The organism is Crateriforma spongiae (assembly GCF_012290005.1).
GTDB lineage: Bacteria > Planctomycetota > Planctomycetia > Pirellulales > Pirellulaceae > Crateriforma > Crateriforma spongiae.
Genome location: NZ_JAAXMS010000017.1, coordinates 1 through 13592, shown reverse-complemented (window position 1 = coordinate 13592; position 13592 = coordinate 1). Strand labels below are relative to the sequence as shown.

The following is a 13592-nucleotide window of genomic DNA, read 5'->3' as shown; positions in this document are numbered from 1 at the left end:
GAGGTAGCGACGTATCAATCAGCGTTACCAGTTGAGCATCGGTATCGGTCGGCGAACGTCCGCCGTCACCGGGCGGCGAGAGTGAAACTAACCATCAGAAAACTCGCTGCCGCCGCTCCGGTGCACGGCATGGTTATCCGCAAATGCCCGTTGCAGTGCATACCACGGTGGTAGCAGTGTAGCCGATATCGCAATCAGCATCGCGCCGATTTGCATCGGTGTCGGGTCGGTCAATGTAGTATCACCATACGTGAGTCCGCCGCCATCGCCGTATCCAGCAACGATCAGCACCGTGGCAAGCGTCAATCCGACGATCGTAAACGAACCAACAAGGCGAGCCAGTGCCATGGCCGGTCGAAAGCGGCACAGAACAAGTAAGCCAAGTATGACGAGAAACCCAGCGGACCAATCAAGGGTCGCGATCGTTCGGTTGCCGGACAACAAGTTAATTGCGGCGAAGTGTATCACGCTAGCGATGGAGAGCCACGATCCCGCGAATATGTGTCGACGTGGACGGGTAGAATCAGGCTGCTTGTTCGATGCAGTCGCTGTCGGTGCGTATGGATTCGTCATCGCGTCGATCGCCGCGTCGGATAACGGTACGCGTAACCGGGAACGCGCAGGAAAGTCTCTAACGGCCAAATCGCTCAGCTCGCGTTCTCCGGTTCACGCGATGGTTACCCGCAGTCATCGCGGCCTTTTAAGGCGTCAACAAGTCCCGAGAAATCTGGGTTGTGTGGAAGTCGGCGGATTCGCGGATCGACGACGGTATGAATCGCAACCCTTATCAGAAGAAGCATGACAACAAGAAATGGCACGATCAAGTATGGGAGCGGCGATCGCTCAAATGTCTGAAATACGGCAATCGAGATTGCGATGAAACCGGTTAGCCAAAGCATCGTGCTGATGCGGAAGCGACGTCCATCGCGAAATGCCCTACGCAGGATGCGGATGTCAAAAAGATCGCGCAGTCCCACTATTGTTTCGCGCGTCGAGAAGATCGCCGAAAGTAAGAGCAACGCCAAAATTGACGTACCAGCGAGCGTTACTGCGTAGGCATTCCACATTGAGTGCTAGCGATGTTGCTGGATTCGAGCGAAGTTGTTTCAGTCGGGTAACGACCCGCATCACCGGGCCGGGAAAGTTGATCGTCCACTTGTGAAAACGCGCAAGCCCGGCTCCGCGTGCATGCGATGGTTCTGCCTACTCGTGACGCTCGTGAGTTGAGAGCCAGTGTTGCGCCTCAGCGTCGAGTTCTCGTAGCTTGTCGTGTGGAATCTCGTCAACCAACTCGCTCACCAACGCTTCGTTTCGAAAGTCACCGACGGGACCTGAATAATAGGGGGCATTGTCTCCATCATCGGCCCAGTCGGTCGAATATCCATCAGTCCAGGAATATCCAATGTGGAACCAGCGGTACGCGGCTTCGGGATCGCGATCACGGCCGTGTGCCCCCAATTCTGATCCAAGTGCTAAGGCTGCATCTTCCCAACCCTTTTCTGCAAATCGAACCAACTCGCTCAGCATTGCGTCACGCGTCAAATACTCCGGATCACTTGGATCTAGTTGCGCACGATCCATAAGGTCGCAAACATCGCCGTAGTCAGAAAGGTCTTCATTCATGTCTGTTGGCAGAACGTCGGACATCACCGAGGACGCGCGAAAGAATCAACCACTGCCAAACGGCTCGGCTCGCGTCCTTCGGTGCATGTCATTGTTCTGCCATTCTTGTTTGTCAACGTCTCGGATGCAAACCGTCATTCAACGGCAATCCAACGTCCCCACCGATTCTGTCTACGGTACGCAGTCAAGCGATCGTCATGCAATTCATAGAACACGTTGTCGCGTGAAATCCAAGTTCGCTCGCAGTTCGGACAGCGATAGCACCACTCGGAAATCGCTCGCGTCGGATTGCGTTCGCGTGTAAGTACATCATCGTATTCGTAATCATTGGATTTGCATTCCCCGCAAGGACAGGGCGGCCGGTCGTTGTTCAATCCGCCGAAAAAGACAACCACGACAAAAACAAGAACCGCCATCAAAGCAAAGGGCGAAAGTCCGATGGCAGTCGCAATCAAGACAGACTTTGAAGCGATGGTGCCAAATATGAAGTACGATGCAACTCCAGTGGCAACCCCAACTGGCGGCGCGATCAGTACGGCGTCATCGACCTGCATGCGACGTACCTACGGCGAATCGGCTGAAATCCATCTTTGGCAGAACGTTACCGATCACCTGGTCGGCGCGGTTGATCTTCCATTGTCGAATCGCCCTGACTCGCCGACTCGGGTGCATCGGATGGTTCGCCGATCGCTGCTGGCATTGTGCGACCGAACCAATCACTGCGGTCCGATGCTGCATGACGTAAGCCGAAAATCGAAGGCAAACCATTATCGACAGTGAAGACAACAACGTACGGAAACCGATCGACCAACGCGCCACGAAATTCCCCGCCAATCCGTCCAAATGACTCCGGCCGCTCGATTACCGTTTGAATAATCGATCGGACATTCGCGCGAAAACGATTGCCGAGAGTGCCAGCAATCGAGTCGTAGTATGCGCAGGCAGTCGCCAAGTCTACAGCGAAGAGCGGATGATAGCGTTCAGTCGCCATCTACCCGCCGCCAAACCTCGTCAGCGTCAATCGCGATATCAGGATTCGCAAGCAATTCGTCTCGTCTGCGATTCATCTCCGCAAGCTCGTCTTCCGGCAATGTCAACGGAGCGGAAGCGGCAAGGTCATCCCAGAGCTGTGTGACGACAGCTAGCTTTTCATCGGGCGGTAGCGCACGAAGTGATTCGTGAAGTGTCATGGATCAATCCGTTCTTGAGGGCACGTCAGTATACCATTACCCAGAAAGAGGGGAACCGACGGCAAATTGCGAAGAAAACCAAGCGTTCAGTTTACGCCAAATGGATTCTGTCGGCGAACGACCGCGATAACCGAGTCGCGGCGAATGATTGTCCATTGTCAAAAACGACGACTCCGCGACTTCGGTTCATCGCATGGTTCGACAGTTCATCGGGATTTCGTTGTCAGCCAAACCGACGCCTGACGCTCGCCACTTTTCCAATCGGCGAAAGTCAGCATCCTTGCCCATGATTCGTCGTCACTCAGCCTCTGAATTGGGTTCTTTGCATCTCTACGGTCCAACGATTCAGCCAGCGATTTTACACGATGATCAACTGCGTGGCGGATCTTGTCGCGATTGTCCGAAAGGTTGTGTGAGCGGTCAGGAGTGTCCGGCAGGAACAGGACTCTAGTTTCACCATCTGCTGCGAAGGTCAAATCACGCAACGTCCCGTCGTCGGTACGTAGTACCGCTTGGCGTTCCGCCTCGATGTAGAGTTTTGTGCGATACCAAATCTTATAACCGCACACCATGACACCGCCGCCGTGCTTCTCTAGATAATGCTTCACATTGAGATCGCAGCAGCTTTGGCGTGACCATTCTTCGGGATCGATCTCCAAGAAGGTTGGAGCAGTATTTGGGTTGATCGCCTCGCAGAACACTTTGACGTTTTCATCAATCATGCGCGGTGTCGTGAGTTTCTTTGGGTTTAGCACGTATTCAGCGAGATGCTTGCCGTCAGTTGGGAGTTCGATTTCCTGCTTCTTGCGTTGCAGCGCGCGTTTCGCTTTCTGCCTCTGCTTGGCGAGCTTCTTTTGCCGTTTGCTTTCGTTTTTGCTGGCCATCAGATTCGAGCATCACATCCTGTCGAACGGTCGCGTTAACCGAGCGGGGGCGTGGAAACGTGGTCAGCGAAGCGTCCAAATCGGTTCACCCTTGCTTCGGTTGAACGCATTGTTACACATCGAATCAAGCCGGCAACGTCGCACGGCCTGAAGCATCGAGTTCCTTCATTGTGATGTCGACCAAAGCGTTGCGGGATCGGGGGTGCCGAAGCCGGCGGCCAGACACGAAAAGAAGACATCCAGCGGCCGGCGGCGTAGGGAGCCCCGAGACCGCGGTGGAATTCAGGAAAAGTCAGGCAACGTAGCACATTCACCAAATCGACCGCGCAACCAACGCTCGAACCGGCTTGAAGATCGCGACGTTCCGACGCAAACAGTCTCACAGCTTGAAGTATCAATCGATTCAAAGCGTCGGTACGTGGTGATCGTCTCTGCGTTCAGTCAGCATTGTGAAGCGGCTAACGACCGAGCACGGCCAATGCGTTTTACGGCAAAGTCATACATCACACCGCATCCGATCTTGATTCACCATCAAAGCCGGCCGACCGCGCACACGAAAATCAAAGCCTGATGCCGATCAGAGCCAACCCCGTGTAACGTCGGACATCACCGGGTCGCCGCGGTTGATGTTCCATTGTCAAAGCAGCCGGATCGGCGACTCCGGTGCATGTCATTGTTATCCGCCGGCCTGGGCATCACGCGAATCGTCGTGGCGTTTGATGAACGCGTCAATCTCGCCCCCAGACTTGATTCGCACGGAGGGTGGTAGGTCAAGTTCGTCGAGCGATATGTTCCCGCCGATCCACACGTCAATCGTAATCATGCCTTGTGTTTTGGAAATTGCGTCGGGTCCAGCAATTGTCACACTCCAGTCTGCGGTACCCACGGGCATCTTCGACCAAGGAGATTTTGCGATACCCGCTCCGATGTGAAGTATCAGTTCAGTCCGTGTGCCCTCAGCGTTGGTCAGCTGCCGTGTCATCGACTGCAGTTCATCCTGTGATCCTTTGTAAAACAGTTTGTCGGTCGAGTTCACCCAGTAACCGTGGATGCGGCTAAGCATATTTACGGCGGTGTAGACGCCTTCCGGCCAGCCATCGTGTGGCGGCAGATCGCCAGATTCGTGGTCGGATCCCATCCCAAAACAGTAAACAGGGGCAAGTAGCAGAAAAGCCAAAGGGAGAAAGCGACCGTTTGCCATTTTCGTTTTCCAATAGTGAGCGGGAGTTGCCGTACACCAAGTAGACGCACTGTGTTGCGGTTTATTAGGGCGATTCTCGAATTTTGTGTCGGATAACGGCAGCCGTCACCGGGCGGCGAGAGTGAAACTAACCATCAGAAAACGCGCTGACGCCGCTCCGGTGCACGGCATTGTTATCCGCCATTGTGGGGCGGATCTGGGAACATCGGCCGTGCATGTCGCATTCGATATGCAAGGAACACAAGATAAGCCGAAACGAGAAGTGCCGGGATAGTCGAGAAGAAATAGGCGGAATGAAAAAGCTCGGTGTGAGGATTGGTCACGACGGCGACGGTCCCACGCCACCAGGTCATCATTCCGCCAGCAACCGCAACGAAAAAGGTCATTCCGGCCGATGCCCATAGCATGCGCGTGGTTGGTCGCCAGAGATACATGCTCATGTGCACCACTGGAAATCCGATGAGAGTCAGGGTGAACCCGAATCTCGGGTTGAGCATGTCGAAAAGTGCCGGGATGAACAGCATGACGAAGGATACGAGGCAGCTGACGGCGAAAATGGTGGCGATCAGTGCAACGTCAATTCTCCGACTACACGCTGCTTGCGTTGCATCCACTTCAAGCCGTGCGGTTGGTGCGGAGTAAGGGTTCAATGGATTCAGCATCCTTCTGTCGGATAACGTCCGACATCACCGGGCCGCCGCGGTTGATGTTCCATTGTCAAAACGCCCAGATCGGCGGCTCCGGTGCATGTCATTGTTATCCGCAGTCTTGGGTCGCGTGACGAAAAGTGGCCCACCGACGCGAGTAGCGGATCAAACATCGGAGAGGGCCAGCGTATCGCACATTTCCGCTCCGGTCGACCCACAGCTCGTCACGACAGTGCCGATTGTAGTACGCGACGAAGGAATCCCGTTGCGGCCATTGTGCGAGGCAAGCTCGGTGGACGACAGCATCATCGAGCATCGCAAATCGAGGGTGTTCAATGGCCCAATACGTTGTAGCAAAATCGGCGCTCGGGTCTTCTCCAACGTCGGAAAGCGAACAACCGCAAATCGGGCATGGTCGGTCAGGATCGAATAGTGCCATGTGCGGTAGTCAGTCGGACAACGGTAGCGATATGCGGGCGGCGGCGATGGACTTAACCACTGCGAAAACGGCGACCACCGCCGCTCCGTATCATCGCATGGTTCGCCGCATTTCTCCATCATGTTACCGAGAGCAATCATGGGATTCCTATCAGGATGGGAGTAGCGACCATAGCTGCAATCAGAAACGCGACAACCAATCGGTATTGTGTTGACCGAAGGAATAAGATCAGGAACAAGCCGGTCGGAACAAGCAGTATCATCAGACGCAGCATTGGCGACCCGATCCGACGCCAAAGCATCATGTAGTGCGTGAATCGTGGAGTCAGCCATGGGTCGTACGAACGCGCATAGAAGTTGGCGAGCACGTAGACCGTAAGACCAAATGTCGATGCGACGATAAACGCGGTTAGTGCGATCGGTCGTGCCGTCTTCGGTTGCGTCAAACTGTTTTCGGCTTGTTCTCTTGTCGTGGCCGGATCGTACGGGTTCAGATCATCCAAATGGGCGAGCGTCCCAGTGCAGGTTCACGTAGCGAATGTTTGTCGGCGAACGGCGGTGATCAGCGGGGACGGGCGAACGACTTGCAAGCAAACGAGAAAACTGACCACCCGTCCTCCGTTGCATCACATGGTTACGCCAATCGCTCGCAGCACAGGTACGCTACGTAGCGGCGTCGTAAAAGCGTAGGCAATCCAGACCCAAGCGACAAGAACTCCCGAGACATCAAGCCAGTCTGAATGCAATCTTTCAAGCCGTGCCAATCGGCAGGTCAACCATCCACAAATTGCAATGCATCCTGGCACGGCGGTGAATGAGAGAATACTAAACGGAAGAAACGCAATCCGGAACCAAAGTGGCACGTGATCAGTCACCAAGTCCCCCCAGTTCACGAGCATTGCGAAGATGCTTGCGCCAGAGATGTTGACAAGCGCAAGTTTACCTGGCGCCATGATTGAACGTTGCGACGAGCGACTGTCTGCGACAACGAGTAAGGCCAGCGTCCAGGTGATGGTGATCAACAAGAGTTGAAAGGTAAGGCCGTAGCGGAAAGCTCGAGCAACCGTGTCCGCTCGCCCAGGCAGCTGTGCGACCGATGTCAACATTGAGTTCGCAGCGAGTGCTACAGCAACCGCCGCAGTCAACAACAGGGCGTCAAGCAGACGAAACCGTCGATTCTTGTCTTGTGGTTCGATTGCAAATCCTAGGCGTAACGACCCGCATCACCGGGCCGGGAAGGTTGATTGTCCATTGCCAAAACGCTCGCAAGCCCGGCTCCGGTGCATGCGATGGTTATCCGCAGTCGCTTAATCGTGAAATAGCTTGGGCTTTAAGCATCTGTAGTTCTGGGTTCTTCGCCAATAGCTTGGGATTCAGATTGTCGATTATCTGTTGGATTCCCGGTGAGAAGTTGAGATTCATGCAGGAGACAAGCAGCAGCTTTTGCATTGGGATGATAGACGGAAACTGAAAACCCAGTTCATCCATGCGATCGGTAGCCTTGGTCCACAATTCTCCAAACCTCTCAAACTCGCCATCGGTGGCGAGCGTTGCCAGCAAATAAGCGAACGCCTTTTCTGTGTCTCGCCGGTCAGCCCAGAGTCGGGCGTTCTTCCAGTCAAAAGTCGTGGCTTCGATTAGCGTGGGACGCGCAGAATCGAATTGCCCGTCTAGCCATTGGCAGAATGCAGCACGGACACGGCAAAGAAACGAACTGTCAGGTTTTGCCCATTTGGATCTAAGTGACGCCTGTTGTGATTCGAGTTCCGCCGCAGCTAGGAAAAGCTTGGCAGCTTCGGCGTGTTCGAGCAGCTCCCATGCCGCATAGGCTTGGTTTTCGAGTTGTTCAGCGTCAGTGTCCATGTCTGTCAGTCGGATAACGGCGGCGTTAACCGAGCGGGGGCGTGGGAACGTGGTCAGCGAAGCGTCCAAGACGGCTCAACCCCGCTTCGGTTGAACGCATTGTTACACATCGAATCAAGCCGGCAACGTCGCACGGCTTGAAGCATCGAGTTTCTTCTTTGTGATGTCGACCAAAGCGTTGCGGGATCGGGGGTGCCGAAGCCGACGGCCAGACACGCAAAGAAGACATCCAGCGGCCGCCGGCGAAGGGAGCCCCGAGACCGCGATTGAATTCCAGACGAGTCAAGCAACGTAGCACATTCACCAAATCGACCGCGCCAACAACGCTTGAACCGGCTTGAAGATCGCGACGTTCCGACGCAAACAGACTCACGGCTTGAAGCATCAATCGATTCAAAGCGTCGGTACGTGGTGATCGTCTCTGCGTTCAGTCAGCATTGTGATGCGGACATCGACTGAGCACGACCAATGTGTTCTGCGACACGGTCAAACATGACACCGCAATCGATCTCGATTCACCATCAAAGCCGGCCGACCGCGCACACGAAAATCAAAGCTTGATGCCGATCAGAGCCAACCCCGTGTAACGGGACGGTTCAGCGGGGCCGCGCGAACGACTCACCACTGCAAAAAACGTCAACTCGCGGCCTCCGTTGCAACCGATGGTTCGCCGCATCCGCCACCAGTCAGTCACTGCCGATCATATCGTTGTTCGGCAGTTCAATCCAACAGCGATCAGATGGGTTTGGTACGCGACGGCGGTACTTGAACTCTGCAACAAATCCAGCACAGGGTGCCCAGATGAGTGGAATCACGACCACCGTGCGTAGAATCGAAAAGTACGATCCACCGTACGACGACGCGACGAAGCCGACGATTACCACGAACGGTATCGACAAAACCAGTCCATCACGGACACCGAGCGCGAATCCATTGAGTCGCGGGATTACGCCAGCACGACTGATTCGAGAGTCAGCCCGGAACGGTTGATATGGGTTGGGCGTCATCAGTGTTGGATGACCTCCATCTGTCGGCGAACGGTGCGGTTCACCCAGCACGGGCGAACGACGTTGCGATGGCCTATTTTCTCTCCACCCGTGCTTGGGTGCAACCGATGGTTCTGGCTGTTTTTGAGGCGGCAATACGCTTTTCACATCGAAAGTCGTCACGCTAGCATCCGTCGAAATTGCCATGCAGTCACGAGCGAAGCTACCACCGAAACCGCCGCAATGAGTCCGAGCAATACAAACGCATGAGTGTAGTTCGGCACACCAACAACGAACGGTGCAACGACAAATACGCCCAATGCTACGGTGATGAAGTACAGCGGAATGTTTCCGGCAATGTACCGGCTAGATAGATATGAACCGGCGGTTCCAAAAACGACAGCAAGGCCAACGAAGAATACGAAGACGGTGCGACGATCTTCCGACGAATCATCCGGTCCCAGATTTGCGATTGCGATGAGTAAACCGGTCGCGATCGCGGATCCGAGTACGATCAGGCATGCGAGTGACTGGAGCCTGCGAACCGAAGAGACGTTCCCAGCAGCGGAGGACGATGCCGTTTCCGGTGGTTCATACGGGTTAGGTGCGGCAGTCACAATTCGATCACAGACATCCCAGTAGCCAGAACGTTTGCGTTGACCGGGCCGCCGCCAATCAACATTGACTTCAGGAACGACGCCATCGGCGGCTCCGCGTCCAACGCTTGGTTATCCCTTTTTTGACAAGTGCGTTTCCATCAAGAACAGCGCCATTGTTCCAGCGAGGTTCGTCGCGAGTCGTGCGTGGCGAGCGTGGGGGCGAACATTGGCCACCCCCTTTCCATGGGCATCACCGAGACGATTTCGCACCGCACCAAGTCCGTTTACGACGCCAGAGCATCCAGTTAGGATCTGCTTGAAAATCTGCTCTTGGTGATCCTCGGGAGCGAGGTTCAGCTCTTTTTGTACAAGCTTGTACAGTTGGGGCAACTCAATTCGGTCCCCATCATAGGAAACATGGTTATCATCAAGTATGTGCTTAAGCACAGTCTCAACAAGCTCTCGTGCTGCCGTAATCGCACCTTCTGGATCATCGTGAATACGCCGAGTTACTCGACGCCATGAACGCCGAACGCCCTCGGCGTCGAAGGCATCGAGTGTGAGTTCCATGTCGTCATGCGAGGGATTGATTCCACCCGTTTCGAGTGCGCGCAGAAGCGGATCGAATTCATCCCAAAGGTACGTGCGGCGTTCAGCGTACGTTGGATACTTGTTCTTTATGAATTGCCAGAACTGGTTTAGAGATCGCTTGGATCGAAACCATGCCGGAAGTAGTTTGTCGTGGGGTGAGTCGAGGAAATGTTGTCTCAACGCAACGAAATCCGACTCTTGCGCGTGACCGCCAGTCGCGTGGTCAATCAATAGATGGACCAGAGCATCCGCGCGTTCATACTCAGTCTGGAGTTCGTGTAGTATTTGCATGCAAGTTGGACACAAGTCGTCAGTGCTGGTTCGCACTGCAAGGGATAACGACCCGCATCACCGGGCCGGGAAAGTAGAGTGTCCATTCGTGAAACCGCGCAAGCCCGACTCCGTGTGAATGCGATGGTTATCCGTTGGGTAGGGATTGAGCACGGTGGGTCGCGAGCAGTTTGCGTTCCGCCCAATCAAGAGTAACAGCAAGGCACATCGTGGCGAACCCAATCCCGAGCTGAATGATCGGAGCGAACACCAGGTTTAGACCACCCTGTGCGTCCGTATTTACGAAGCGAAACGCATCAGACCCGAGCCAAAGCAGGCCAGCAAGTGTCAGGGCAACCAAAACCATTCCGGACCATGACATCAGTGAGCGACATGCGAGCCAGAGCATTAGGTACGGGGTTGAGACAAGTCCTAGAATCACGAACACAAAAATGGAGGCACCGCTAGAGAGCAAAACCGCCCAGCAGACAAAGAAAGCCGCTGATCCGAGAGATGCGACGCCAAGAACACGGAATGCCGCCTGGAGCAACCGAGAAGTGGGTGCTGCAGTTGAAGGTAGCTCAGTGTTCGGTGGAGCGTACGGCTGATGATCTGTGGTCAATCGCTGTCGATTTCGAGCAAGAGTAAGATCGGATAACGGTAGCGATATGCGGGCGGCGGCGATTAACTCAACCACTGTCGAAACGGCGACCACCGCCGCTCCGTATCATCGCATGGTTACCCGCTATGTGATGTACATGCTAATTCCAAAAGTTGTCAATAGCGTAGAACAGCCCCATGGCCGCGAAGTACGAGCCAATCGCAAGCAACGATCCGAACGCATAGCGTCCGCGCCACACGCAAAGAGCGCCTCGCAAGCAAACAACGGCAATTGCGATCAATGCGGGCCATCGAACAAGAGGTTTGTAGTTGTCGGGATAAATGAGTGGCGGTTCGTAAGCGAACGTGCTGTAGTAAAAATAGGCGGTGAACCAGATACCGGCGACGAGCCCGACGCAACCAAGTAAGCCAAATGCCAGCGTAGGGATTGTCCGCCAACGGATGAGCAGCCAAACGATCGACGGTGAGTCGCTGACACGCGAGAGATTCGGCTCGTAGGGGTTCGTGTTCAACTCGTGTCGATTTCAGTCGGGTAACGTCTGGCATAACCGGGCCGCCGCGGTTAATACTCCACTTGAAAACGCGTTGTCGGCGGCTCCGCGTTCATGCCTTTGTTCTGCTACGTCCCGAACATTTCTTGAGCCTGCTTGGAAAGTGCTAGTGCAGAGTCGACGAGCTTCTTAGCGTCCTGTCCACCATTTGGCTTCTGGGCGACAGATTTGAGATCAGACAGAGTCTTGTTTCTATCAATCTGTGCGAGCATGCCTACGACTTGATTGACGGTTTCTTCTCCGTGTGAGAGCGCGACTTGCAAGCCCAGGTAGCGAGCTTCTATGCCGGTCAATTCATTCTGAAAGTACTTGATGTCATCGAGGCTGAGTCGGTACAGCCGCAGGAAGAAGTAGGCAAAAATTTCAACGAACATTACCAGCGAAATGCGTGGCAACAGGAAAATGAGTGCGTCTGAAATTGATAGATCAGCAACAGGCTTTGAGAATACCACAAACCCAAGAATTAAGAGACCAGACATCGCAGTGACCAAACCAATCACCAAATTGATATTTCCGCGCCGACTGAGTGACTCTATTTCTCTGGAAAGTCTACTTGAGGTGTTCTCGAATGCTTGCGTCACAGCCTCCAACGGTATTTCGGACACAATTCTTTGCGAGACTCGCTGCTCTATCGCGGCGAGAATTGAGTCGGCAGTTTCACCTTTGATTTGTTCAGCCAACCTCGCGATGAGTTGTTGACGTTCGTCGTCAGGTACAGCAACAACTTTTCCTTCATCTTTTAGTTGCGCAAGCTGGCTATTGAGTTGGTCAAGACGAGCGAGCATTGCCCTTCTTGATGGCAGCACTGGCTCGTCATCATCGCTGTCGTCAAGCCTGAGGTATCGAAGCATTAAGGTTGACATTGCGGCGACCGCACCAACCATAAATATTGCTGCGAATCGAAAGTCGGATCCCAGCGTGTCGCCAAGTGCAAGGACCGACGTTATCGCGCCAACGATCGTCACAATTACGAGAGCGGCGGACCGGATATTGTCGGTGTCAAATTTCATGCGATTGATTAGCAGAACGGTTGCCATCACCGGGCACGGAGAGTGATGCATCCATTTGTGAAAACGCGCAAGCCGTGCTCCGCGTGAATGGCTTGGTTATCCGTCGTTATCTAGTCTACATCGAAAGGGTAGAGGGGGCGGCCACCGACAGTACCCTGCAAAAAAGAATCGACGGCGGAATCAAGATCGGGAACAGTTTTGCTGGATACGTCATCAGCGCCGTATTGCTTCCATTGCACGTTCGCAACAACATAGTCGCCAGCCGGCAGCTTTCGAATCTGTGCTCCGATCAGAACCGGCGGGTCATCCGAACTAGCCGAAGCGATTGGCGGGTAGTAGCCATGCTGCGATACCGCATCTTTCACACGGCGTCGGATCGCATGGATGTCAATCTTCGCTAGGTAGTGTTGCGGATAGAAGCTGCAATACGCGGCGTCGATCGATCTAGATTCCGGATCATTGGGCATGGCTGAGGAACACTCTCAGTCGGATAACGGTCGGGATCATCGGGTGCCGGGAGTGCAGATGGTCTAACCAAAAAACCATCCACCGGCACTCCGTTGCATCCCGTAGTTATCCTTCGCAAGATTTCACACCCCCGGTTCACGCAGCGTCAATAACCAAGCCGATGCAGCGACTAGAGTCGTCAACCAAAGCATCGAACGCAAGCGGAATTGAACGCTATCAGGTCTGGCCACAAGCCAAACGTAGAGCATGAGAAACAGAAACCATATAGGAACATATAGTTCGAGGAAGGGACCTGGGCGAGATTCATATAGCCAACTGCCTCGACTGTAACCGAAGCCGGCGAATCCAAAACCATTACCCCACGGTCTTTGTCCGGTAACCATCTTCCCGCTGTCGGCTGAAGTACGCCGAAAGAAACGAAGGTCATTCCTGAGGTCTTTTCCGGCAGCTAGTTTCGTCAAAGGTATCTGGAGCGAAATCACACCCTTTTCACTGGCCACGGTCGCATCAAAAACTGTACACGACAGCACGTTGAAGTAACTGAAAACAACAAGCAAGGCAGCGACAAACGAGAAAACAAGTCCGACAAGCAATCTAGAGCGGCAATGAATCTGCGTTTGCATCAAAGTAGTAAGATAGTGGACTGCAAT

Annotated in this window: 17 protein-coding genes; 1 reads left to right on the top strand and 16 read right to left on the bottom strand. The window is 54.2% G+C overall.

Annotated features, from left to right (window positions below; translation table 11 throughout):
- Positions 1–87 precede the first annotated feature (87 nt).
- The 3 genes from HFP54_RS24820 to HFP54_RS24810 form a co-directional block, all read right to left on the bottom strand.
- The gene (locus tag HFP54_RS24820) at positions 88–348 is read right to left on the bottom strand and encodes a hypothetical protein (protein WP_168567249.1); all 261 of its coding nucleotides are present in this window, start codon (positions 346–348) and stop codon (positions 88–90) included.
- A gap of 329 nt (positions 349–677) precedes the next feature.
- Positions 678–1067 (bottom strand): hypothetical protein, encoded by a 390-nt coding sequence (locus HFP54_RS24815; RefSeq protein ID WP_235952370.1) that lies wholly within the window; start codon positions 1065–1067, stop codon positions 678–680.
- Positions 1068–1203: 136 nt separating this feature from the next.
- Positions 1204–1623 carry a hypothetical protein gene (locus HFP54_RS24810; RefSeq protein WP_168567248.1) on the bottom strand — a complete coding sequence of 140 codons (420 nt, stop codon included), beginning with the start codon at positions 1621–1623 and terminating at the stop codon, positions 1204–1206.
- A 438-nt stretch (positions 1624–2061) separates the two neighbouring features.
- On the opposite strand from HFP54_RS24810, the gene HFP54_RS24805 reads away from it, so the two are divergent.
- Positions 2062–2403 (top strand): hypothetical protein, encoded by a 342-nt coding sequence (locus tag HFP54_RS24805; protein ID WP_168567247.1) that lies wholly within the window; start codon positions 2062–2064, stop codon positions 2401–2403.
- A 200-nt stretch (positions 2404–2603) separates the two neighbouring features.
- On the opposite strand, the gene HFP54_RS24800 is transcribed toward HFP54_RS24805, so the two are convergent.
- The 13 genes from HFP54_RS24800 to HFP54_RS24745 all read right to left on the bottom strand — a co-directional run.
- Positions 2604–2813, bottom strand: coding sequence for an addiction module protein (locus HFP54_RS24800; RefSeq protein ID WP_146416271.1), 210 nt, complete (start codon positions 2811–2813; stop codon positions 2604–2606).
- A gap of 206 nt (positions 2814–3019) precedes the next feature.
- Positions 3020–3697 carry a hypothetical protein gene (locus HFP54_RS24795; RefSeq protein ID WP_168567246.1) on the bottom strand — a complete coding sequence of 226 codons (678 nt, stop codon included), beginning with the start codon at positions 3695–3697 and terminating at the stop codon, positions 3020–3022.
- Positions 3698–4373: 676 nt separating this feature from the next.
- Positions 4374–4835: a hypothetical protein gene (locus tag HFP54_RS24790; RefSeq protein ID WP_168567245.1), complete on the bottom strand. Its 462-nt coding sequence runs from the start codon at positions 4833–4835 to the stop codon at positions 4374–4376.
- A gap of 236 nt (positions 4836–5071) precedes the next feature.
- Complete coding sequence (locus HFP54_RS24785; protein WP_168567244.1) at positions 5072–5560, bottom strand: hypothetical protein; 489 nt, start codon at positions 5558–5560, stop codon at positions 5072–5074.
- Positions 5561–5710: 150 nt separating this feature from the next.
- Complete coding sequence (locus HFP54_RS24780; RefSeq protein ID WP_168567243.1) at positions 5711–6316, bottom strand: hypothetical protein; 606 nt, start codon at positions 6314–6316, stop codon at positions 5711–5713.
- 293 nt (positions 6317–6609) lie between these two features.
- Positions 6610–7005, bottom strand: coding sequence for a hypothetical protein (locus HFP54_RS24775; RefSeq protein ID WP_168567242.1), 396 nt, complete (start codon positions 7003–7005; stop codon positions 6610–6612).
- Between the two features lie 271 nt (positions 7006–7276).
- Positions 7277–7846, bottom strand: coding sequence for a hypothetical protein (locus HFP54_RS24770; RefSeq protein WP_168567241.1), 570 nt, complete (start codon positions 7844–7846; stop codon positions 7277–7279).
- A gap of 1165 nt (positions 7847–9011) precedes the next feature.
- Positions 9012–9449 (bottom strand): hypothetical protein, encoded by a 438-nt coding sequence (locus tag HFP54_RS25370; protein WP_206036400.1) that lies wholly within the window; start codon positions 9447–9449, stop codon positions 9012–9014.
- 111 nt (positions 9450–9560) lie between these two features.
- Positions 9561–10313 (bottom strand): abortive infection family protein, encoded by a 753-nt coding sequence (locus HFP54_RS24765; RefSeq protein WP_168567240.1) that lies wholly within the window; start codon positions 10311–10313, stop codon positions 9561–9563.
- A gap of 740 nt (positions 10314–11053) precedes the next feature.
- Complete coding sequence (locus HFP54_RS24760; protein ID WP_168567239.1) at positions 11054–11425, bottom strand: hypothetical protein; 372 nt, start codon at positions 11423–11425, stop codon at positions 11054–11056.
- 107 nt (positions 11426–11532) lie between these two features.
- Positions 11533–12474: a hypothetical protein gene (locus HFP54_RS24755; RefSeq protein WP_168567238.1), complete on the bottom strand. Its 942-nt coding sequence runs from the start codon at positions 12472–12474 to the stop codon at positions 11533–11535.
- 110 nt (positions 12475–12584) lie between these two features.
- A complete protein-coding gene (locus tag HFP54_RS24750; protein WP_168567237.1) occupies positions 12585–12941 on the bottom strand; it encodes a hypothetical protein in 357 nt (118 codons plus the stop codon).
- A gap of 123 nt (positions 12942–13064) precedes the next feature.
- On the bottom strand, positions 13065–13592 hold a 528-nt coding region (locus HFP54_RS24745), incomplete at its 5' end, for a hypothetical protein (RefSeq protein WP_206036399.1).

Excerpts from the sequence above, each read along its gene's own strand:
- HFP54_RS24785 (WP_168567244.1), bottom strand. The coding sequence starts at position 5,560 with ATGCTGAATCCATTGAACCCTTACTCCGCACCAACCGCACGGCTTGAA.
- HFP54_RS24770 (WP_168567241.1), bottom strand. The coding sequence starts at position 7,846 with ATGGACACTGACGCTGAACAACTCGAAAACCAAGCCTATGCGGCATGG.
- HFP54_RS24790 (WP_168567245.1), bottom strand. The coding sequence starts at position 4,835 with ATGGGATCCGACCACGAATCTGGCGATCTGCCGCCACACGATGGCTGG.
- HFP54_RS24805 (WP_168567247.1), top strand. The coding sequence starts at position 2,062 with ATGGCAGTCGCAATCAAGACAGACTTTGAAGCGATGGTGCCAAATATG.
- HFP54_RS24750 (WP_168567237.1), bottom strand. The coding sequence starts at position 12,941 with ATGCCCAATGATCCGGAATCTAGATCGATCGACGCCGCGTATTGCAGC.
- HFP54_RS24815 (WP_235952370.1), bottom strand. The coding sequence starts at position 1,067 with ATGTGGAATGCCTACGCAGTAACGCTCGCTGGTACGTCAATTTTGGCG.
- HFP54_RS24810 (WP_168567248.1), bottom strand. The coding sequence starts at position 1,623 with ATGAATGAAGACCTTTCTGACTACGGCGATGTTTGCGACCTTATGGAT.
- HFP54_RS24755 (WP_168567238.1), bottom strand. The coding sequence starts at position 12,474 with ATGAAATTTGACACCGACAATATCCGGTCCGCCGCTCTCGTAATTGTG.
- HFP54_RS24765 (WP_168567240.1), bottom strand. The coding sequence starts at position 10,313 with ATGCAAATACTACACGAACTCCAGACTGAGTATGAACGCGCGGATGCT.
- HFP54_RS24820 (WP_168567249.1), bottom strand. The coding sequence starts at position 348 with ATGGCACTGGCTCGCCTTGTTGGTTCGTTTACGATCGTCGGATTGACG.
- HFP54_RS24800 (WP_146416271.1), bottom strand. The coding sequence starts at position 2,813 with ATGACACTTCACGAATCACTTCGTGCGCTACCGCCCGATGAAAAGCTA.
- HFP54_RS24780 (WP_168567243.1), bottom strand. The coding sequence starts at position 6,316 with ATGGCTGACTCCACGATTCACGCACTACATGATGCTTTGGCGTCGGAT.
- HFP54_RS24795 (WP_168567246.1), bottom strand. The coding sequence starts at position 3,697 with ATGGCCAGCAAAAACGAAAGCAAACGGCAAAAGAAGCTCGCCAAGCAG.